Origin of the sequence: Vibrio sp. D417a, assembly GCF_030248595.1 — a bacterium.
Taxonomy (GTDB): Bacteria; Pseudomonadota; Gammaproteobacteria; order Enterobacterales; family Vibrionaceae; genus Vibrio; species Vibrio alginolyticus.
Genome location: NZ_JAHGAM010000004.1, coordinates 236,172 through 258,100 on the forward strand (window position 1 = coordinate 236,172; position 21,929 = coordinate 258,100).

The 21,929-nt window shown below is 45.6% G+C and carries 16 protein-coding genes and 1 pseudogene; 13 read left to right on the forward strand and 4 right to left on the reverse strand.

Going from position 1 to position 21,929, the window contains the following annotated elements; all coding sequences use genetic code 11:
* Nucleotides 1–106: 106 nt before the first annotated feature.
* A complete protein-coding gene (locus KI742_RS04865; RefSeq protein WP_042520943.1) occupies nucleotides 107–907 on the reverse strand; it encodes a PhzF family phenazine biosynthesis protein in 801 nt (266 codons plus the stop codon).
* Between the two features lie 147 nt (nucleotides 908–1,054).
* Between KI742_RS04865 and KI742_RS04870 the strand changes: the two genes are divergently transcribed.
* Complete coding sequence (locus KI742_RS04870; RefSeq protein ID WP_005376100.1) at nucleotides 1,055–1,504, forward strand: YkgB family protein; 450 nt, start codon at nucleotides 1,055–1,057, stop codon at nucleotides 1,502–1,504.
* Between the two features lie 198 nt (nucleotides 1,505–1,702).
* On the opposite strand, the gene KI742_RS04875 is transcribed toward KI742_RS04870, so the two are convergent.
* Together KI742_RS04875 and KI742_RS04880 are read right to left on the reverse strand one after the other, a co-directional pair.
* Nucleotides 1,703–2,179 (reverse strand): DM13 domain-containing protein, encoded by a 477-nt coding sequence (locus KI742_RS04875; RefSeq protein WP_262680670.1) that lies wholly within the window; start codon nucleotides 2,177–2,179, stop codon nucleotides 1,703–1,705.
* A 195-nt stretch (nucleotides 2,180–2,374) separates the two neighbouring features.
* Nucleotides 2,375–4,699 carry an FdhF/YdeP family oxidoreductase gene (locus tag KI742_RS04880; protein WP_285384880.1) on the reverse strand — a complete coding sequence of 775 codons (2,325 nt, stop codon included), beginning with the start codon at nucleotides 4,697–4,699 and terminating at the stop codon, nucleotides 2,375–2,377.
* Nucleotides 4,700–5,365: 666 nt separating this feature from the next.
* Here KI742_RS04880 and KI742_RS04885 point away from each other — a divergent pair.
* The 10 genes and pseudogenes from KI742_RS04885 (at nucleotide 5,366) to KI742_RS04930 (ending at nucleotide 18,799) form a co-directional block, all read left to right on the forward strand.
* Nucleotides 5,366–6,250, forward strand: coding sequence for a LysR family transcriptional regulator (locus tag KI742_RS04885; protein ID WP_005460961.1), 885 nt, complete (start codon nucleotides 5,366–5,368; stop codon nucleotides 6,248–6,250).
* Nucleotides 6,251–6,303: 53 nt separating this feature from the next.
* On the forward strand, nucleotides 6,304–7,134 hold the full coding sequence (gene fdhD / locus KI742_RS04890; RefSeq protein WP_140287408.1) for a formate dehydrogenase accessory sulfurtransferase FdhD: 831 nt from the start codon (nucleotides 6,304–6,306) through the stop codon (nucleotides 7,132–7,134).
* Between the two features lie 406 nt (nucleotides 7,135–7,540).
* Entirely contained in the window at nucleotides 7,541–8,935 is a 1,395-nt protein-coding gene (gene uhpT, locus KI742_RS04895) for a hexose-6-phosphate:phosphate antiporter (protein ID WP_021707729.1), read from the forward strand.
* 138 nt (nucleotides 8,936–9,073) lie between these two features.
* Nucleotides 9,074–9,682, forward strand: a complete 609-nt coding sequence (gene uhpA / locus KI742_RS04900; RefSeq protein ID WP_285384883.1) for a transcriptional regulator UhpA — start codon at nucleotides 9,074–9,076, stop codon at nucleotides 9,680–9,682.
* Nucleotides 9,682–11,184: a signal transduction histidine-protein kinase/phosphatase UhpB gene (uhpB, locus tag KI742_RS04905; protein WP_285384885.1), complete on the forward strand. Its 1,503-nt coding sequence runs from the start codon at nucleotides 9,682–9,684 to the stop codon at nucleotides 11,182–11,184. Before uhpA ends, uhpB begins: the two co-directional genes overlap by 1 nt.
* A 6-nt stretch (nucleotides 11,185–11,190) precedes the next feature.
* Nucleotides 11,191–12,531 (forward strand): annotated as a pseudogene (locus tag KI742_RS04910) (MFS transporter).
* A 124-nt stretch (nucleotides 12,532–12,655) separates the two neighbouring features.
* A complete protein-coding gene (gene manA, locus KI742_RS04915) occupies nucleotides 12,656–13,873 on the forward strand; it encodes a mannose-6-phosphate isomerase, class I (RefSeq protein WP_285384887.1) in 1,218 nt (405 codons plus the stop codon).
* Nucleotides 13,874–14,225: 352 nt separating this feature from the next.
* A complete protein-coding gene (locus KI742_RS04920; protein WP_285384888.1) occupies nucleotides 14,226–15,488 on the forward strand; it encodes a hydroxymethylglutaryl-CoA reductase in 1,263 nt (420 codons plus the stop codon).
* A gap of 407 nt (nucleotides 15,489–15,895) precedes the next feature.
* Nucleotides 15,896–17,464 carry a DUF1800 family protein gene (locus tag KI742_RS04925; protein ID WP_285384889.1) on the forward strand — a complete coding sequence of 523 codons (1,569 nt, stop codon included), beginning with the start codon at nucleotides 15,896–15,898 and terminating at the stop codon, nucleotides 17,462–17,464.
* A 9-nt stretch (nucleotides 17,465–17,473) separates the two neighbouring features.
* Nucleotides 17,474–18,799, forward strand: coding sequence for a DUF1501 domain-containing protein (locus tag KI742_RS04930; protein ID WP_054730250.1), 1,326 nt, complete (start codon nucleotides 17,474–17,476; stop codon nucleotides 18,797–18,799).
* A gap of 85 nt (nucleotides 18,800–18,884) precedes the next feature.
* On the opposite strand, the gene KI742_RS04935 is transcribed toward KI742_RS04930, so the two are convergent.
* A complete protein-coding gene (locus tag KI742_RS04935; protein WP_285384890.1) occupies nucleotides 18,885–19,979 on the reverse strand; it encodes a ketoacyl-ACP synthase III in 1,095 nt (364 codons plus the stop codon).
* Nucleotides 19,980–20,141: 162 nt separating this feature from the next.
* On the opposite strand from KI742_RS04935, the gene trxC reads away from it, so the two are divergent.
* Both trxC and KI742_RS04945 read left to right on the forward strand, forming a co-directional pair.
* Nucleotides 20,142–20,576: a thioredoxin TrxC gene (gene trxC / locus KI742_RS04940; RefSeq protein WP_005376074.1), complete on the forward strand. Its 435-nt coding sequence runs from the start codon at nucleotides 20,142–20,144 to the stop codon at nucleotides 20,574–20,576.
* 176 nt (nucleotides 20,577–20,752) lie between these two features.
* Nucleotides 20,753–21,913 carry an MFS transporter gene (locus tag KI742_RS04945; protein ID WP_239932446.1) on the forward strand — a complete coding sequence of 387 codons (1,161 nt, stop codon included), beginning with the start codon at nucleotides 20,753–20,755 and terminating at the stop codon, nucleotides 21,911–21,913.
* Nucleotides 21,914–21,929: the final 16 nt, after the last annotated feature.

Sequence of the window (21,929 nt, forward strand, 5' to 3'; positions counted from 1 at the left end):
CAGGGGTGTTTTAAAAAAAAATCAGCCACTTAAATAAGCAGCATTCAAGCGTCTTCACTATTGAGTATTGGGTAACACGAAAATAAAATCATTCCCACAAGGACCGCTACGCGATTCTCATATATCCTCGCAATATCGTTACTGCATTTCCAGAAAGCTTAACGTGCTCAGTGCTTAACAACTCTGTATGGACGACCCCACTTCTCTTGGAGGCTTGGAAGCCTTTCAGTTGCTTTTTGTTGAGCTCTTTAGCCCAGTAAACACATAAAGCGCAATGTGCAGAGCCTGTAACTGGGTCCTCATTAACACCTACCCAAGGCGCGAAGTATCGAGAGACAAAATCGGCGTCAGTGCTTGATTGAGCAGTGATGACGACGCCACGGCCTTTTTGTTTAAGCAGCGCACCAAAATCAGGGTCGAGCTGTTCAAGCACAAATTCATCATTAATGACGATCAACTGCTTATTATCAAACTGACCGTAGGCGACTACATTGGCGGCATCTAGCCCCAAGCCATGAAGTAAGTCTTTGTTAATACTCGCTCTCATATCTAAAGTTGGCGCAGGAAACACCAAATGAATTTCTTCATGATCGAGTTGTGCAGTTAAAACCCCAGATAGCGTAACGAACTCAATCGTATCTCCAGTATTATATAACCCCTGCTCTTTCAGAACGTGCGCCGTTGCAAGTGTGCCGTGTCCACACAAAGCAACTTCCGTCCTCGGTGTAAACCAACGAAGTTGCATTGTATTGAGTGACAGAAATGCCGTTTCAGATAACGACATCTCGGCCGCGATGGCCAACATCGTTTCCTCATCAAGGCTTGACTCTGTGATACAAACACCCGCGGGATTACCTTTGAAAACCTCTGATGTAAACGAGTCAACCTGAAAAATTTTAACTTCCACGAAATATCCTTAAGTTCTATCAAACACGTAATTCTGTATCACGTGATTTTTAATATCTGTTGTTTGAGCGAAAAAAACCTATGAAATTTTCTACCAACCTTATAGGTCTTGTTGGAAGCGCTAACAAACAGGAGAATGTAGTTAATTATGCAAAACGTAAAAAGCCATCATCAATGTGACTCAATTGGATATCTTATCGGAGTTTTCGGCGTTTCTTTAGTTCTAATATGGATTGGTATTTATAAATTCACACCTACAGAGGCCAAGCTTATACAACCGCTCGTTGAAAATCATTTTCTGATGAGTTGGTTGTATGATGTGATGTCAGTTCAAGCCGTATCAAACATCATTGGCGCAACAGAAATCATTGTCGCTATTGGATTAATCGTTGGCCTTAAAAACACACGAGTCGCTTATTTTTCTGGCATAGCCGCCGCAATTATTTTTCTTGCGACACTCAGCTTTCTAATTACGACACCGAATACATGGAAAGTGTCTGATGGGGTTTTGGTGACAAACTTCTTTTTAGTAAAAGATATTCTATTTTTAGCCATTGCGATTAGCGTCATCGAACGAAACAAGCCAAACAGAGAATAACTCTAAATAGTTCGAAATCTTGTTTTTCCAGAACGTAGCCTGAAAGGTGCAAACGACTTACAGGTCGAATGGTTCTGTCAATAACTCTAAACAAAGGCTCTTAAATTTAGAGTGTTTAAGAGTCTTTGCCTCTTAATTATGCGAAACAACATCCTAGCGTAAAGTGAAAAGAAAAGCCTTTCACTCTACTGCTAAGGTTTATTGATACTTTGCCGAAGTAATGAACTCACCGAATGTCTCGCACCATACAACAACCGTATTGTATTCAGAAATTGAAGTGCTTTGAGGAACCTCAACAACGAAGTTATCGAACGTTTTGACATCACCAATTAAGCTCATCTCAGATTTAAGGTCATTAAACGCTTGTTCCGTTTCGACAAACTTAGGAGATAGATAGAGTTTATAGTCTGGTCCGGGAGCGAGTTTTCCTACCAACGTAATGACTTCAGAACTCAAATGAATCTCTCCCTCTCCCCAATGAAAAGCATCGCTACCTTTGAGTTCCCTCTTAAACACTGCGCTGTATTCTGCACCTTGCTTGCTCTTAGCAACTTGTTCATCGGTCGGCGCAGGTGGTGCAATAAGGATCGGTAAAGTATAGATACCTATCGCAATGCCAATAGAAACTGCCACTAAGTGACTGATTGTTAATTTAATTATATTTTTCAAGGTCATAAGCATCTTCTTATTAGTTTTACTACTTGAAATTAGATTCAAATCGGCCTTATCTGTCTATCATCGAGCAGCATAATGTCATTAACATTATACACAAGCTATGCGCACTAAATGCAGACTGAGCGCAATTAAAAACGGCTGATAATTAATATCAGCCGTTTGCTTATCGGAAATGTCGTTGTGCCGGTTTGGTCACTATTCCGCTTCCACCAAAGCGATCTTATCGGATGTCGATTTTTCCAATTTGATCGCAATAAACTTAGAGGTTGGCGTAAACGTTCTATCCCCATAACTGTCCAAAGGAACTAATGGGTTTGTTTCTGGATAGTAAGCCGCCGCCTGACCTGCTGGTACATCATAGGCAACAAGCGTAAATCCGCTCACACGGCGCTCAACGCCATCTTCCCACAATGACACCATGTCCACTTTGTCGCCCGGTTCAAAACCGAGTTTACGAATATCCGCTTCATTGATAAACAGCACTTCGCGCATACCAAATACTCCACGATAACGGTCATTCAAGCCGTAAAGTGTCGTATTGTATTGGTCGTGTGAGCGCATGGTTTGCAAGATCAAATCTGGCTTTTGGCCTTTTTCGAGTATCGCTTCGCTGATCAACTGCTTCGGCAACTCGCTAGATCTGAACTGCGCTTTGCCGCTTGGTGTGTTCCATCGACGCTCAGCAGCTGGGTTTACCAAGTGGAATCCACCCGGGTGTTTAAGCTTATGGTTAAAGTCGGTAAAGCCCGGAATCGTGTCGGCAATCAAATCGCGAATACGGTCGTAATCTTCAATCGCCCACAACCAATCAATTGGTTTTGCCCCGAGTGTAGCATTGGCAATACCGGCAATAATCGCTGGTTCTGAACGCAAATGCTCCGAACGCGGTTTTAGCTGACCAAATGAGATATGTACCATGCTGAAAGTATCTTCAACCGTCACACCTTGTGGGCCAGTCGCTTGCTGATCAATCTCAGTACGGCCTAAGCATGGAAGAATAAGCGCATCTTTACCTGTGACAAGGTGAGAACGATTTAACTTCGTCGAAATGTGTACGGTTAAATTACAGTTTCGCATCGCGTTGTGCGTACGTTCTGTGTCTGGCGTTGCTTGTGCAAAGTTACCGCCCAAACCGATAAATACTTTCGCTTGCCCTTCTTCCATCGCTTTAATGGCTTGCACAGTGTTGTGGCCTTCACCACGCGGGACGTCAAAGTTAAATCGACTTTCAATGCGATCCAACAACAGATCTGAAGGTTTTTCATCAATGCCCATCGTACGGTCGCCCTGAACGTTACTGTGACCACGCACTGGTGAAAGCCCCGCTCCCGGCTTACCAACGTTACCTCGTAACATTTGCACGTTTGCGACTTCTTTAATGGTTGGCACAGAGTGACGATGCTGAGTCAACCCCATCGCCCAACACATGATCACACGTTCTGCACGTCGATACATGCTCGCCACCATCTCGATTTCACTTAAATCAAGACCCGATTGTTCCGCGATGTGTTCCCAAGAGGTTGCGTCCACTTCAGCCAAATACTCATCAATACCTATCGTGTGTTGTTTGATGAATTCACGGTCAAATACCGCTTTGCCACCGTTTTGCAATGCCTCGCGTTCCCATTGCAACAAGAATTTTGCGATGCCACGAAACACTGCCATGTCTCCGCCCAAAGCAGGACGCAGGTACGCCGTGTTGGTAGGCTCTGAGCCGTTGCTCAACATCTCAATCGGCATTTGTGGGTTTTGGAAACGCTCTAATCCGCGCTCTTTCAGCGGGTTTAGACAGATAACCTGTGCACCACGTTTTACCGCTTCGCGCAGAGGTTCAAGCATTCGTGGGTGGTTCGTGCCCGGGTTTTGACCAATCACGAAAATCGCATCGGCTTCTTCAAAATCATCAAAGATCACTGTGCCTTTACCAACGCCAATGGTGTCTTTCATCCCTATTGCACTGGCTTCGTGACACATGTTGGAACAATCTGGAAAGTTATTGGTACCGAATGCGCGCACAAATAGCTGATACAAAAACGCCGCTTCGTTGCTTGCACGACCAGAGGTATAAAACTCAGCTTGGTGTGGTGAATCCAATTGATTGAGATGTTTCGCGACAAGTGCAAAAGCCTCATCCCAAGAGACTGGCACGTAGTGATCGGATTCAGCATCGTATCGCATTGGGTGCGTGATACGGCCTTGGTATTCCAACCAGTAATCGGTTTGCGTTGAGAGAGAAGATACGCTGTGATTGGCAAAAAACTCAGGATCAACCAGACGATTGGTCGCCTCCCAGTTTACCGCTTTCGCGCCATTCTCACAGAAATTGACTTTACCACTATCTGGCGACTCACCCCATGCACATCCCGGACAGTCGAAACCGCCATTTTGGTTGGTTTTGAGCATAGTGCGAATGTTTTTAACTGCATTTTCACTGCCCCACCAACTTCTGGTTACGGCTTTCAGTGCACCCCAACCACCAGCTGGACCTTTGTATGTTTTTATTTGTTCTTTTTGGCTCACGACTTTACTCCTCGCAGATATACCAGCAAGCAGGGTGCCCGTGAAAACAAGCGCGTTATTTATTGAGATAATGCGGAAGTATTGAAGGGCTTAGTTTCTAATCCATGTATTTTTTAATCCAAATAAGTAACCACTCAACATACTCTCGCTTGTCCGAGCGTTTACTTATCTAGATTCTTGATATCGGATACCCGCCTACTGTTTCTAAGACTGGTAGATTCAATTCGCATTGTTGCGCCTTGATCTAAATCAAAGATTAAGTCGTTATTCAATATGCGTCCAATTGATAATCCTGACCGAGTGATAAACAAAATCTATGACGATTTTTTCCACTGACGGTCAGCACATTTTTAATCAATACAACTTATGAGGTTAATCGTTTTCCCATTCGATTCCACCTAGTTCGCTTAACGAACTCAATAAAATCGGCCCTCTTGATAATAGATAGTATCTATCACACTATAGATACTTTAAATTTGACCCTAATTAATATCAGGAATAGCCTTGATTCAGATCAATTTTGAGTGTGGTTTTATTCTTGACTTGGTTTTGGTTTTCCATTCCCCAGTTAAAACGCTCCAGCGCTTAAAAAGTACGGTAGTGCTGTGCCCTTTTTAGGGAGTTCCCCCGTACATGTGACTCACAACGCAAGGTTAACAAGCCATTATGGATATAAAACAACTTAAATATCTCATCGCACTTGAACAGACCAAACACTTTGGTCAAGCCGCCGCATTGTGCCACATTACGCAGCCTACCTTGTCCATGAGAATCCGAAGCTTAGAGGAAGAACTCGATCTCGAATTAATCCAAAGAAGTCAACGATTTGAAGGATTTACTGAAGCCGGAGAACGCATTTTAGCTTGGGCAAAAACCGTCTTAGCAGCTCATGATGGATTGCAAGCCGAAGCCGCCAACTGCCGTGGTCAGTTGGTCGGCTCTCTTCGGCTTGGAATGGTGCCACTCGCCAGCCAAAACCCTATGCAATTGCTCAAACCATTAGCTCAACAGTTCCCTGAGTTACGCTTTCAAATACTCTCCATGACGACCGAACAGATCATAGACCAACTCAATCGCAATCAACTGGATTTAGGGATGTGTTATGTCGATCAAGTCAACACCGCTTACTTCGATGTTATCGAGCTAGATTCAACCAAACTTGGCGTTTTATTCGATGAGCGTCATTTTGATTTTGCCGAATCTGAAGTGTTATGGGAGTCACTCAATAACATTCCGCTAGGGCTGCTTTCGAAGGGCATGCACTATCGCCACTCCATTGATCTTAGCTTTGTGAGTAAAGGGCTGGTTCCGCAAACCGTCATTGAAAGTAACTCCACCTTTCACTTGATCCAAGCAGTAACCAGTGGCCTTTGTTGCGCCATTATGCCTCTGAATTGTGGATTGGAAGAGTTGAACGATACGCTTCGCATTATCCCTATCGAAGAAGCCGCCGTTCACGCCCCACTAGGTTTGTTAAAGCGAAAACAAGAACCCTTCTCCGCGCTAACCGATCAGTGCTTCGCAGAAGCAAAAAACATATTCAATCGATAACAAGAATCCACACGTCAATTTTTGGCATACATAACGGCTTATGAGGTGATTTCATGAGATGTACTACTCAATCTTATTTTGAACTGTCCGATTTCAATCAAGCACCACCTCAACCAAGTGCGTTCAATTACCGAGAATTGATTGATGGCCGCCCAGTACAACAAATGTCGCTGGCGAGTGAATCCGCCTTAGCTATCAGCTACAACGGCATTAGCCAAGCGGTCATGATGGTGACGCCAGGCCATCTGGAAGACTTCGTAAAAGGATTTAGCCTAAGCACAGGCATCGTCCACGATTTCAAAGAGATCAAAGACATTGAAATTGGCGGCGATCACGAATCTCACTATGCGGAAGTGGAAATCAGCAACCGCGCTTTCTGGGCGTTAAAAACACAACGCCGAAATCTTGCTGGCACAACCGGATGCGGCATTTGTGGCGTCGAGGCTCTGGAACAAGCTTTGCCTGATTTGGTGCCGCTGACACCGTCTCTTCCTCCGCGCTCCGATGTATTCGAAGGGCTGCGAGACAAAGTCGCACTGCATCAAGAAGCCGCACGTGAATCTGGCGCGTTACACGCCGCCTTATTTGCAGATTTACAAGGCAACATCAAGTTGTGCCGAGAGGATATCGGCCGCCACAACGCGCTAGATAAGTTGATTGGCGCATTGGCCAACAATCACATCGAGCCTCAAAGTGGCTTCGCAATCATGACAAGCCGTTGCAGCTTAGAGTTGATCCACAAAGCCGTTCGCGCGCGTATCCCCACTCTGGTTTGCTTATCTGCACCTACAGCGTTAACCGTCGAATGGGCAAGAAGAAACCATTTGAACCTAATTCACTTACCAAAACACGGCTCGCCGCGTCTATACAGCCCTGCGCCTTAACACGTCAACCTAGCCGAATTCCTAATATTTCTAACAGAGACCTCCGGGTTTCTGTTGTTTGCTTCTCATTCCCAATTGATACTTAGCGACAAGCCACCATTCTCTCCAACCAAACGTGCTCACCCCTTGTCTGCACTAAGCTTACGCATATTAACCCGCTTGGATTTGAACGCTTTCCAATCTGATAAGAACCCAGTCAAAAACCCATAGATTAGTAAGGATTTTGTGTGACTCTTTTCACGCTTTTCCGCCTTACTAGGCATTTCTAGGAATTTTTCCTAGCCGATCTAGGCAACCATCTCATGTGCCTCACAAAACCACTCTCTAGAATTCCGCTCAGTCAAAGGTAACAAGAGCGCATAACGGTCTCCGTTGTGTTTCTAAAACAATTACAAGAGAGTTCATCATGTTAAAATTCCTCGAACAGGTGCGGAAGCCGACCCTCGATCTTCCTGTCGAAGTTAGAAGAAAGATGTGGTTTAAACCGTTCATCCAATCTTACTTGGTCGTATTTATCGGCTACCTAACCATGTACTTGATTCGTAAGAACTTCAATGTCGCGCAAAACGACATGATCTCAACTTACGGTTTGAGCATGACAGACCTAGGTCTTATTGGCCTTGGCTTCTCCATCACATACGGCATCGGTAAAACCGTTGTGTCTTACTACGCTGACGGTAAGAACACCAAGCAATTCCTCCCTTTTATGCTGATCCTTTCTGGTCTTGCAATGCTTGGTTTCAGCTTCAGCATGGGCGGCGGTAGTGCAAGCCTGTTCTTGATGGTGGCTTTCTACGCTCTGAGTGGTTTCTTCCAAAGTACTGGTGGCCCTTCTAGTTACTCAACCATTACAAAATGGACACCTCGTAACAAACGCGGCTCTTACCTAGGCTTGTGGAACATGTCACACAACGTTGGTGGTGCGGGCGCAGCGGGTGTTGCTCTTTTCGGTGCCAACTACCTATTCGACGGACACGTAATCGGCATGTTCGTGTTCCCTTCTATCATCGCGATCATCGTTGGTTTTATCGGTATGCGCTTTGGTAGCGACTCTCCAGAAGCTTACGGTCTAGGTAAAGTAGAAGAACTTTTCGATGAAGCAGTGAGTGAAGAAGACACCGCCGCTGAAGAAAACCAGATGACCAAAAAAGAAATCTTTGTTGAATACGTTCTTAAAAACAAAGTTATCTGGCTACTTTGCTTTGCCAACATCTTCCTTTACATCGTTCGTATCGGTATCGACCAATGGTCAACGGTATACGCGTACCAAGAACTTGGTCTGTCAAAAGAAACGGCAATCTCTGGCTTTACTCTATTCGAAGTCGGTGCGCTTGTGGGTACTTTGATGTGGGGTTACTTATCTGACTTAGCAAACGGTCGCCGCGCATTGGTTGCTTGTGTGTCTCTTGGTTTGATCATCGTATCGCTTGAGTTCTACCAACACGCCACTAGCGAGTTCATGTACTTAGCCTCTCTATTTGTATTGGGCTTCTTGGTGTTTGGTCCGCAACTTCTTATCGGTGTTGCCGCGGTTGGTTTTGTCCCTAAAAAAGCAATCAGTGTGGCTGACGGCGTAAAAGGTACATTCGCTTACCTAATCGGTGACAGCTTCGCGAAACTTGGTCTCGGTATGATTGCAGACGGTACACCAATCTTCGGTCTAACAGGCTGGAAAGGTACCTTCGCAGCCCTAGATACCTCCGCCATGATTTGTATTGTTTTGCTTGCTTTCGTTGCTATCGCGGAAGAGAAGAAGATTCGACACGCGAAGAAGCTTCAACTTGCACAAAACCAAGCCTAACTTCTCTGCGCGCTTTACTTCGGTAAAGCGCGCAAGATCATTAAAATGAGTTGATCAATTCAGTATCATTAAAGGTTTTTCTATTGGCTCCTGTTGGAGCTTATTGTTGTTAGTCGTCTGCTCTATTTGGTTGTAATAATGATTCATGTTGCTCTAGTTGATGATCACGTCATCGTGCGTTCAGGTTTCGCACAATTATTAAATTTAGAAAGTGATATTACCGTTGTTGGTGAATTCGGCTCTGTCGCCGAAGCGCGAAAAGGCTTGCCTGCGGTACACCCTCATGTCGTCATCCTAGATATCTCCATGCCAGATGAAAGCGGCTTAAACTTTCTTAGCGAAATACCAACTGGCATTGCCTGCGTGATGCTTAGCGTGCATGACTCCCCTGCGATGGTGGAAAAATCACTAAAGCTAGGTGCAAAAGGCTATCTTAGTAAACGCTGTAGCCCAGACGAACTTATTCAAGCCGTGAGAACCAGTGCTTGTGGCGGCTGTTACCTCACATCAGATATTGCACTTAAACTTGCAACGCCTAGCGACAACACCACCTCTCTATGCCAACTGACAAAACGTGAAAACGAGGTATGTCAGCTACTTGCGACCGGGTTGGATGTAAAGTCTGTCGCGGCAGAGCTTGGCTTGAGCCACAAGACCGTGCATGTGCATCGTGCGAATGCCATCGACAAACTCGGCGTGAAAAACAACGTTGAGCTCGCCAAACTATTTTCTCAAGAGTCCTTTTAATGCGAGCTTACGCTGTTACCACCATTTGCGGACTATTTGTTATGGCTTGCGCCTGGTTTTGCTTGTGGGTGATTGCCTATTACTTTGTCAATGATCCCGAGTTGGCGATCTTATTGTTTCCTTTCGCTTTACGATTAGGTGTCACCCTACACACTCGCACCGCTTATTGGCCGACGATTTACCTTTCGGAGTGGGGACTTTCCATCGCACTTGCGATGTTACTGGGTCAACCGCAGTGGCTTACCGTGCTGATTGCGAGCATTACCAGTATCCCGGTTACACTGATTGCGAAAAAATACTACTACGGTGACCAAAACCGCCACTTAGCCGTCATGGGCATTGTGATCATCATTACCGCCTTCATCAACGTAATGGCGGTCGGATTTCACGTGCCTTCTGTTTACATGGTATGGCTGGCTAGCATTTCTGGAGGCTTGCTCGTGGTGCCTATGTGCTACCTGTTGTGGAGCTATTTGTTCCAAAGTCGTTGGTCTCCGCTTAGCTCTCTCCTACTTAGTAATGCCGTTGTATTTCAGGTACGTCATATCGTGCTTTATGCGCTGCTTTTGATCGGCAGTATTTTGGTGCAAACCAGCTTGCCTGAAGAGCTAAAACGATTTGCGCCATTTTGTATGGCGATTCCAATCATCGTGCTTGCTCTGCGTTACGGCTGGCAAGGTGCTCTGCTCGCCACCATGCTCAACAGCATTGCGCTGATTGCGGCTCGCAGCGGCGTATCAAATCTAGAAATCACCGATTTGTTATTATCTCTCTCGGCGCAAACCATCACCGGCATTATGCTCGGCTTAGGGGTTCAGAAACAAAAAGACCTCAATCACAAACTGCGCGGCGAACTTGCACGCAATCAGAATTTGTCTCGCCAGCTTATCAAAGCGGAAGAATCGGTAAGACGCGATATTGCGCGCGAGCTACATGACGAAATTGGACAGAACATCACGGCGATCCGCACACAAGCCAACATCATTAAGCGGGTAAATAACGCCGAAACAAGCGTGGGTTGCGCCGACATGATCGAAGGGCTTTCCCTCAACGTGTACGACACCACTAAGCGACTGTTAAGCAAGCTAAGACCAAAAATGCTGGATGATTTGGACTTAAAAGAATCCGTCGAGCAACTGACGCGAGAGATGGAATTCGCCAATCACGGAACAACTGTTCAACTGAACTGGCAAGGCGATTACACCAGCCTGAGTGACACACTCAAAGTAACCCTATTCCGTTTATGCCAAGAGTCATTAAATAACGCTGCCAAGTACGCAGAAGCGCAGTTGATCAATATTGAACTGACAATTGGAGAAGCTGCGGTGTCACTGATGATTCACGATGATGGTGTCGGATTCAAAGTTCAGGACAGCATGAAAGGCATGGGCGTTCGCGGCATGCAAGAACGTGTGCACGCGTTAGGTGGAAAAATGGTTATCTACTCCACCAGCGATCAAGTGATCGGCACACAAATCAGCATTACTTTACCTAAGGTGTAACTCAAGATGTTTGGATTTTTACGTTCACCTAAATTTACTCAACCGAGCCTGAGCAACGAGCAAATCGACCAGCGTTACCACCATTGGCGTTTGCACATTATGTTGGGGATGTACATCGGCTACGCAGGTTTCTACTTTACCCGTAAGACCTTTAACTACGCCGCACCAGCGATGATTACCGATCTTGGCTTAGATAAAGGCGATTTGGGTCTTATCGGTACACTTTTCTACATTACTTACGGCTGCTCGAAGTTTATTTCCGGTACGATTTCAGATCGCTCTAATCCTCGTTATTTCATGGGATTAGGATTGATTGCGACAGGTCTGGTCAATATCGCGTTCGGTTTTTCTAGCTCACTCGCGGCTTTCATTACTCTGTGGATCTTAAACGCGTGGTTCCAAGGCTGGGGCTGGCCTTCATGCTCCAAGCTGTTAACCACTTGGTATTCACGCTCCGAGCGTGGCTTCTTATGGGCCATTTGGAACACCGCACACAACGTTGGTGGCGCGCTGATCCCTATTTGGGTGGGCTATTTAACGTTGCACTACAGCTGGCGTGAAGGCTTTATTCTACCCGGCATCATCGGGGTATTGCTCGGTCTATTCGTTTGTTGGCGATTGCGCGACAAACCCACAACAATGGGTTTACCAAGTGTCGGACAATGGCGCAACGACGCGCTAGAACTTGCGCAAGAAAATTACGGACGTGGCCTCACCTACCGCGAAATTCTGAAATCGTACGTATTTAACAACAAATACATCTGGCTGCTCGCGTTCAGTTATGTGTTGGTTTACATCGTTCGTACCGCAATCAATGACTGGGGAAACCTGTACTTAACCGAGCAGCATCACTATAGCCTGATTAACGCCAACGCTGCTCTGTCGATGTTTGAAATCGGTGGTTTTGTTGGTTCATTGGTTGCGGGTTGGGGCTCAGACAAACTCTTTGGCGGTAACCGTGGGCCAATGAACTTGCTGTTCGCGATTGGGATTTTCTTATCTGTCTCCGCGCTTTGGCTAATGCCTCTTACCAACTTTGCATTCCAAGCGGCGGGATTATTCTCCATCGGCTTCTTTGTCTTTGGACCACAAATGCTGATCGGTATGGCGGCGGCGGAGTGCTCTCACAAAGATTCTGCCGGCGCGGCAACAGGATTCGTGGGCTTGTTCGCCTACATGGGCGCAGCATTGTCTGGTTATCCACTGGCGTTAATTCTTGAAGAATAGCATTGGACGGGTTTCTTCATCACCATTTCAGTTTGTGCAGCCGTCATTGGCCTTTTGTTACTGCCATTTTTGCAAGCGCAACCATCACGAAAACCACTCGAACCAAAACCTCGGTTGTAAATCGACTTATCGCCCTTAGGGCAAATTGGCGAGTGACCTAACCGCGCTCGCCCTCCTTATTTAACGTATCTCTGCTCAATTTTTCTTCCGATTCAGTTCGGAGGGTTAACTATGGGAAAAATTCATGAATTTGAACACTATTTCATCGCATAGCTTCTTTCAAATGAACAACAAAATCCAAAACTACGCTTGGGGAAGCACCTCTTCTATTCACGATTTGTTTGGCTTTTCTAACGAAACGAATGAGCCTCAAGCAGAAGTATGGATGGGTACTCACCCAAACGGCTGCTCTGAAGTTCAGGTTGAGCAAAACACGCTGCCTTTGTCTGAACTGATCAAACAAAACCAACGCGCTTACTTATCAGCAGAAACCGCAGCAAAATTTGGCAACCTGCCCTTTCTGTTTAAGATCTTAGCGGCCGAACATGCACTGTCGATTCAAGTTCACCCAAGCAAACAAGATGCCGAAATAGGCTTCGAAAAAGAACAAAGTGCCGGGATCCCACTAAACGCAAGCCATCGTAACTACAAGGATCCAAACCACAAACCTGAGTTGGTGTACGCGCTGACAAGTTACCAAGCCATGAACGGTTTTCGCTCGTATGCCGAGATTATTGAGGCATTTAGCCTTTGCGATATCGATGAGCTACGCGCGCCTCTTGACACATTCAAACGCGAAATCAACTCACAAGGTTTACGCGATTTCTTTGTGCACATTCTTACCATGGAAGGAGAAACAAAAGAGCAAGCACTGAAACAGCTTCTTGCCCACGCTTCACGTCAATCGGAGCAAGGCACTGACAGCGACGTTTTCCAGCTCATCTTGGATCTATCCACTCAATACCCTGGCGATGTCGGCTTGTTTGCGCCATTACTGTTGAATGTCATCACGCTGCAACCTGGCGAAGCGATGTTCCTGAGCGCAAGAACGCCACACGCTTACATTAAAGGTACGGGATTAGAGATCATGGCGAACTCAGATAACGTTTTGCGTGCAGGACTCACGCCGAAACACATGGATGTTGAAGAACTGGTTAAATGCACAGACTTTGTGCCTAAGCCGTTTAACAGCCTTGTTCTAGAACCCAATGCCGATGGTTGCCAAAGCCTTTATCCGGTCCCAGTGGCAGACTTTAGTTTCAGCATTCTTAACCAACCGAACAATGAAGTGGTTGATGCCAATAGCGCAGAGATTTTGATGGCGATTGATGCCGACCTGACACTCATCAGTGATAACGGTGAGACGTTAACCGCCGCGAAGGGACAATCTGTATTTGTTCCTGCTTACGTTGGCCATTACCGTATTCAAAGTGCGGGACGTGTGGCTCGCGCCTTCAACTAGTTTTTGAACAACCGATTCAAACTAACGTCTGACCCAAGGGACTGGGTTAGACAATTTATTCCTTTCATAGATTGAACCATTCCGCTTTTAAGGCGCTCATGCTTACACCTTGTCGAATCCAAACACCTACAGGCCAGTTTCTCTAAAAGCCATAACCTCCCGGATCTGCCATTTACTGCAACATTCATTGTCAAAACCCATTTATGTCCGGTAAATTCGTCGCTCCAATATCAAATCACTTGGATAATAAAGGCGCTTGCACAGTGGTATTTGTTGCAAAACGTATAATCAACGTTGTAATCAAAGCCTCAATCACTACAATCTCTGGTTCGATTTTTCAGTTAACGTTTGTATGCCGAAGTTAAACCAAGATAACCCTGTTCAAAGCTCCGCCCTTTCCGATATCGAAACCAGCAGTAAGATTCAATCGGCATTAGAACCGAAGTTTCACAAGCCAGAGAAACGTCTCTGCTTAAGCCCTGGCCTGTCGGATAAGCATTTGGCGCGCCGTTGGCAAGTATTGGAACACGTGACCAATAAAGATCATCTCCTTGATCCTTTCACGCAGTCACATTGCGATGCTTACTCCAACAACATCGAGCACTTCATTGGTACTGTTAATGTGCCGGTCGGCATTGCAGGCCCTTTGCGCGTCAACGGCTTGTATGCGAACGATGACTTTTTGGTTCCGCTCGCAACGACAGAAGCCGCGTTAGTCGCTTCCTACAACCGTGGCGCAAATCTTATCACCGCCGCTGGTGGCGCGAGCGCATTGTTACTAAGTGAAGGGGTGAGCCGAACACCAGTATTCGCCTTTAATCACCTTGCTGACGCCGGCCAGTTCGTCAGTTGGGTTGTGACCCAGTTTGACGCATTTCGACAAATTGCGGAATCCACCACCTCACATGGCAAACTCAAAGACATCAATGTAAATATCGAAGGAAACCATGTTTATTTGGTCTTTGAATACGTGACTGGTGACGCTTCCGGACAAAACATGGTGACCATCGCAACAAACGAAGTGTTCCATCATATTTTGGCGACCAGCCCAATCAAACCAACTCAAGCATTCTTGGATGGCAACTTATCAGGTGACAAAAAACCAAACGCGCACACGCTGCGCTCGGTACGAGGTAAAAAAGTATCCGCCGAAGTGACCATTCCTGCTGAGTTAGTGGAAAAATATCTGCATACGACGCCGGAGTCTATAGTTCAATTTGGCAAAATGACCACGGTGGGTGGTTTACTCAGCGGGACAATTGGCGTCAACGCGCATTACGCAAATGCCCTTGCCGCGCTGTACATTGCTTGTGGTCAAGATGCAGCTTGTGTTGCAGAGTCTGCCATTGGAATCACTCGTATGGATGTGGACGCTCAAGGCAACTTGTACGCGTGCGTGACCTTGCCAAACATCATGGTGGGGACGGTTGGTGGTGGTACTGGCCTTCCAACGCAAAAAGCATGTTTGGATATTTTGGGTTTGCACGGCAACGGCAATGCGAAAGCGTTAGCCGAAGTCGCAGCTGCGCTTTGTCTGGCTGGCGAACTCTCGATTGTGGGCGCATTTTGTGCCGATCACTTTTCTCGTGCTCACCATAAGCTTGCCCGAAAATAACCTTTGTTGCTTGGTACAAGAGAACATCCGTGTGGTTTTCTCTTGTGCAAACCAATGGACTTTATTTATTGGCTCAATAATTTCTTGAAACTAACTTAAGCCTTAACAAACATACCAATCTCTTGTTAACAGTACTTTAGCTGTCCACCTTATATATCCATTGCGATATCTCTGCTTGTTACCCTTCATTGGCCATATTTAATATCAGTATCTTAGAAAAAATAGCATCAAAAACTTCTAGCACTATAGTACCAAATTCATCGTTTGAGTTTTTTGTTCACCACTTATAGCTACTATACTCGCCTATGCAGCTGCTTGATTTTCATAAATTTACTAAACAGCTCAAAAGAGCTTAATAACTCCCGTTAAATGGACTTAAATCGTTACTTCGGGTAAGCGAGTTAACTATGAGACGTCAGAAGCTAAATAAAATCTCTGCTTGGGTACTAGGATTGGCTATCTTATTGCTGAGCCATGTGTCTAATGTATCAGCACAAATACAGCAATCCCCATCCGATCAAACCGTTGCGCGTTTTCTCTATCAAACCTCTTTTGGACCAACACCTGCGTTAATTAATGAGGTTAGGGAAAACGGGTTAGAGGATTGGATACAGAAACAAATCAACCTGCCAGCAACCTACCATCAACCACTTTATCAAACGCCTTTTTCTAAAGGCCTACAGTCAAACCGCGAAAATGCTTGGTATCAAATTGTTGTTACTGCTGAAGATCAGCTCAGACAGCGAATGGCTTATGCATTGAGTCAGATCGTAGTCGTTTCTCGTTATGGCGGCGTTCTTTCCAGCAAACCTACAGGGTTAGTGAATTACTACGATCTGTTGGTTGAGCATGCGTTTGGCAACTACCGAGACCTGTTGTATGACGTTTCCATCCATCCAGTCATGGGGAGCTATTTGTCTATGCTCGGTAGTGCAAAAGAAAATAGTGCGACAGGAACGCTTCCCGATGAGAACTTTGCTCGAGAGTTAATGCAGTTATTCACTATCGGTTTGTATGAACTCAATTTAGATGGCAGTAAAAAGCTAAACCACGCAACAGGCAAACCTATCCCCACGTACAATCAAACTGATATTCAAGAGCTCGCGCGAGCATTAACTGGATGGAAAAATTCCGACATCGCATTCGTGAAACCGATGCGAGTTATCAGTCAAAGACACGACACCGGCGAGAAGCGATTTCTAGGGAACGTGATCCCATCAGGTCTAACCGCACAAGAAGAGCTTTCAAAAGTGATTGATATGTTGATGTCTCACCCAAATGTTGCTCCATTTGTTTCAAAGTTACTTATCCAACGTTTGGTCAGTTCAAATCCAAGCCCAGCGTACGTCGCGCGTGTTGCTACGATATTTAACAACAATGGGGAAGGAGAAAAAGGCGATCTAACCGCCGTTGTTCGAGCCATATTGCTCGACCCTGAAGCATTAGGGATGACGGATACCCCGCCTATAAAAGTGAAAGAACCGATACTGGTCCTGACTAATTTTCATCGAGCATCAGGTTTTACGGTTAAAGGATCACGTTACGAAGACGCAACAACGATGATGAACATCGCTAATCAAGGGCCGCTTCGTTCTCCTTCCGTGTTTAATTTTTACTCTCCAGACTATCAGCCGTCTAACGAGTTTACGGAGTCTGGTATTAACTCTCCAGAGTATGAACTTCTCAATTGGTCTGTTTATACCGATTTGGTCAACTATATGTTAACCAGCACTCGTAGAGGAGGTGGTGATTCCTACCACTTCGATCTTAACGAGTTTTATCTTCTTCTGGACGATCACCGTGCCTTAGTCGAATTGGTTAACGAGCGTTTCTTTGCTGGAACGGCTTCTGCTGAATTGAAAGAGCTCATGCTCACCGCCCTGAATGATTATCGTGGGGACTATGTGCCAACAACAAAACTCGCTCTAGTGATATTTACCGCCATTTCTGGCGACGAATTCTATATTCAGGATTAGGAGTGAATTATGGATATTTCACGACGACATTTTATACAAAGCACGCTATCGATGGGCGCATTAGCCTCTCTTAGTCTGCCAGGTTACTCTCTCGCAGCGCCATCCAATGACTTTCGAGCATTAATATGTGTGTATTTAGCAGGCGGAAACGATGCATTCAACACCATACTGCCATTATCGGAGGCGCACTATCGTCAATATTCCAAAGTCAGAGGGCCACTCTCTGTCGCCAAAGAAGACATACTCCCTATCAATTTGAGTGCTGTCGATAGCTCAAATCACCCAGTGAAGCTCGGCTTACACCCAAAGTTAAATGCGTTGACTTCCGTTTTCGAACAAGGCGATGCCAGCATCGTGCTCAATAGTGGCATTCTCAACCATCCCGTCACCAAACAAGCTATTGAGCAAGGTGAAGCATCACTTCCCGAGCAACTGTTTTCTCATAATTCTCAAACAGACGCTTGGTTACTTGGTGGAATGAGCGAGTCTAAAAATCTTGGTTGGGCTGGCAGAATGTTGGATGTATTAAACTCTGAATCAGAAATAACACCGCTATACAGTGTGCATGGCAACTCGCTTTGGTTACGGGCAATGGAACACCGCCAAACCGTCCTGAAAAAAGATCGCGCAGTTCAGCTTACCGCGATTGATAACCCTTTATACAAAGGTATCTATGATCGCCTTCTCTCTCATCAAACTGACAATCCATTTAATGGTCATTTTAATTTGATGGTTGATGAGTCGATGGTAATGAGCAGTGTACTGAGCGAGCAACTCAACCACATTGCTGACGAGCCGCTGTTTACGTCATCGACGCTCGGCAAGCAAATGCAAACCGTGTACAAATTGATAGCAAGCCAAGATGTCCTGAAGCAGCAACGACAAGTCTTTTTCGTTAAACACTCTGGGTATGACCTGCACGATTCGCAATTGGCACGTCATCCAGTGTTACTTGAGGATCTCGCGACAAACCTTTTAGCAATGTATCGTGCGGTCGAACGGTTAGGGCTAAACAAGCAAGTCACCTCTTTCACTATGTCTGACTTCGGTCGACGGATGATGAGCAACGGAAATGGTACCGATCATGGCTGGGGTGGCCATCAACTATTAATTGGAGGCGCGGTAAATGGGAAACAACCTATCGGTACATGGCCGGAACTAATACTGGGCGGAAACGATGATTACTCTCAAGGCCGACTCATACCCAAAATTGCCGCTGATCAAGTTGGTTCAACACTAGCGCAGTGGATGGGCGTGAGTGATAACGCTGCACTGGAATACGTGTTCCCGAACATCCGTAATTTTACCCATTCAAACCTGGGTTTTATGTCGTAAGATATTTTACAGGTAGCTGTAGAACACATCATCAAATAAGGGAGCCTCGCGCTCCCTTACTCATCTTATGTTTGCAAAGTGTCCGTTACACCTCGTCGCGACGGCGTTCGTTACACAGCTTGATGGCACGCTCAAGTAATTCTAGCGCGGATTGCTCACATTCAGGCAGAACCGCATCACTTTCACCAATTGGCGTTACGCGGTCACCCCATTTCAATACTGCCGCACCCCATGTCAAACCTGCACCAAACGCAGCAAGAAGCATGTTATCACCTGGGTTAACTCGACCTTGCTCTACCGCTTCACACAATGCAATTGGCACCGTCGCAGCTGAAGTATTGCCATAGTTTTGAATGTTAACAAACGCTTTGTCGTGTGGAATTCCAGACAGGTCGCACAAGGTTTGAATAATACGAATATTCGCTTGATGCGGAATCACAACATCGATTTGTTCCGTCGTTAACTGTGATGCTTTCAGTACGGTTTTCGCAGCTAGACCCATGCCTTTTACTGCACGTTTGAAAATTTCTTGTCCTACAAAGTTGAAATCCCAGTAACCGTTGTCTTCCGCAAAGCGATCCATACAAGTACCAAACTTTGGTACGGACAGAATATCGCGGCCTTTTGCGTCACAACCGATTTGAGACTGTAGTAAACCCGTTTCTTTTTCCGTTCTTGATAACACAACGGCGCCCGCACCATCACCAAATAGAACAGCGGTATCTCGCATTGCCCAATCGATGTAGAAAGACAATCTTTCCGCACCCATAATGATCGCGTTACGATAGTTACCTGATTGAATCAAACGTGTGCCCGTTTCTAGGCCATAGACAAATCCCGTACATGCGGCATTTAAGTCAAAGGCAGCGGCTGCACGAATACCTAGGTTCTGCTGTACCTTAGACGCGATATTTGGAATCAATGAATCTGGTGAACAAGTCGCCACAATGATTAAATCCACGTCTGTTGCATCGACGCCTGCTCGAGCTAATGCATGTTTAGCAGCAACGGTCGCCATGTCTGACGTGTTTACATGACTAATACGGCGGTTTTCGATACCAGTGCGGGTACGAATCCACTCATCGGAAGTATCGAGGAAAGTGCTAAGATCATCGTTAGAGAGCACGGCTGGCGGAACACATTTCCCCCAACCTGTAATTTCAGCGTAGTAATTTGTCATCGCAGACCTATTTATTGTTGTATTTTAATAAAATTTCTTAGAACCTTAGGCTCAAATACAAACCTGCGCTGCGTTATTTCGGCAGGTTAAAAAATAAGTATACAAATAATGAGGCTGACTGGTAAGTCATGTTTTCATCAATACGTAATAAAGGAAGAAGTCATGTCATCGTTTAAAACTCGCTGCCCTTCGTGCGGCGGTCTAAATCGTGTCCCTAATGAGCGCGTTGCCGAATCTGCAACTTGCGGTAAATGTAAAAGTGCACTTTTAGACGGCTCGCCTATCGAAGGTACACAAGATAACTTTTCTGCTCTATTACAAAGTGATATGCCTGTTGTAGTAGATTTTTGGGCCCCATGGTGCAACCCGTGCGTTGGTTTTGCTCCTGTTTTCTCTGATGTTGCTCATGAGCAAGCCGGAACGGCTCGTTTTGTTAAGATTGATACCGAAGCTCAACAACAACTTGCGGCGCAATTTGGTATTCGCAGTATTCCTACCATTATGGTTTTCAAGAATGGTCAACGCGTTGATATGATCAATGGTGCGTTACCTAAAACTCAATTCGATCAATGGTTAAATCAAGCACTTACTAAATAATCTTCCACGCCAACCTTGTTTGTAGGTTGGCGTTTTTATGCAACTTATCAACCTATCTAGTTAACAAATATTATTTATCGAAACGACTTAAATTTATCATTTTACTTGCCTAACTATTAGCCTCATATTCGCGCCGAATAACCCTTAGATTTCATTTAACTTATAGGCGCAAAACAGTGGAAAACACAGTCGTTCCTGCAGCATCACCACGAGTTACAGTTCCAGTCGTCGCACTGTCTCTTTATGCGGTGGCTTCGGGCTATTTAATGAGCTTGATCCCTCTCATGCTCGGTGAATACAACATCTCAGCAGATTACGCGAGTTGGTTGGCGAGTGTGTTTTATGGCGGCTTATTAACCGGTGCTATTTTTATTGAACGTATCGTACGTCAAGTTGGTCACCGTAACGCGTTTATTGGTTGCTTGGCCGTATTTTCGCTAACTATCGTCACACTACCCGTGTTTGCTAACGGATTGATGTGGCTTGCCGCTCGCTTTATTGCGGGTATCGCGGTTGCTGGTGTTTTTGTCATTGTTGAGTCTTGGCTAATGTCTGGAGACGAAGCATCGCGTGCGAAACGTTTGAGCTTGTACATGCTATCGCTTTATGGTGGTTCAGCATTAGGTCAGTTTGGTATTGGCGTGCTTGGCGTAAGTGGCGGCGTTCCGTTTATTGCGATCACGACGTTGATCCTAATGGCTATGCTGGTGTTAATGTTCATTGAGTGTGAGCAGCCAAACAGCCATGAATCAACCGCTTTATCATTTAAGCAAATTGCCAAACTAAACCATGCAGCAATTATTGGTTGTGTTGTTTCAGGTTTGACCTTAGGTGCGATCTACGGATTAATGCCAGTTGAGTTAACTAACCGTAAAATTAGCCATCAAGACATTGGTACATTGATGGCGCTAGTGATTCTAGGTGGCATGCTAGTTCAACCAATGGTGACCGCGTTAAACAAATACATGAGCCGCACAGTGCTAATGGCGTTTTTCTGTATTTTGGGTATTTTTTCGATCGGTATGACCTTTATTTCCTCGTCAGCCGTGGTATTGGCTGCTGCATTATTCTTTTTAGGTGCAGCTACTTTTGCCTTGTACCCGATAGCAATCAACTTAGGTTGCGAAGGACTTGATGAACGCTTTATTGTCTCTGCGACACAAGTCATGCTGTTTAGCTACAGCATCGGCTCTGTTGCTGGCCCAGTTGTCGCTGATAAATTTATGGGCCAAGAACACGGCTTACTAGGCTACTTGTTTGCCGCTTTGGTTGCGACTGGCGTATACATGCTACTTGCTGCGAGCAAAACCAAGCAGCGTATGGCCGCTGACCTCTAATCACGCCGCTTCTACT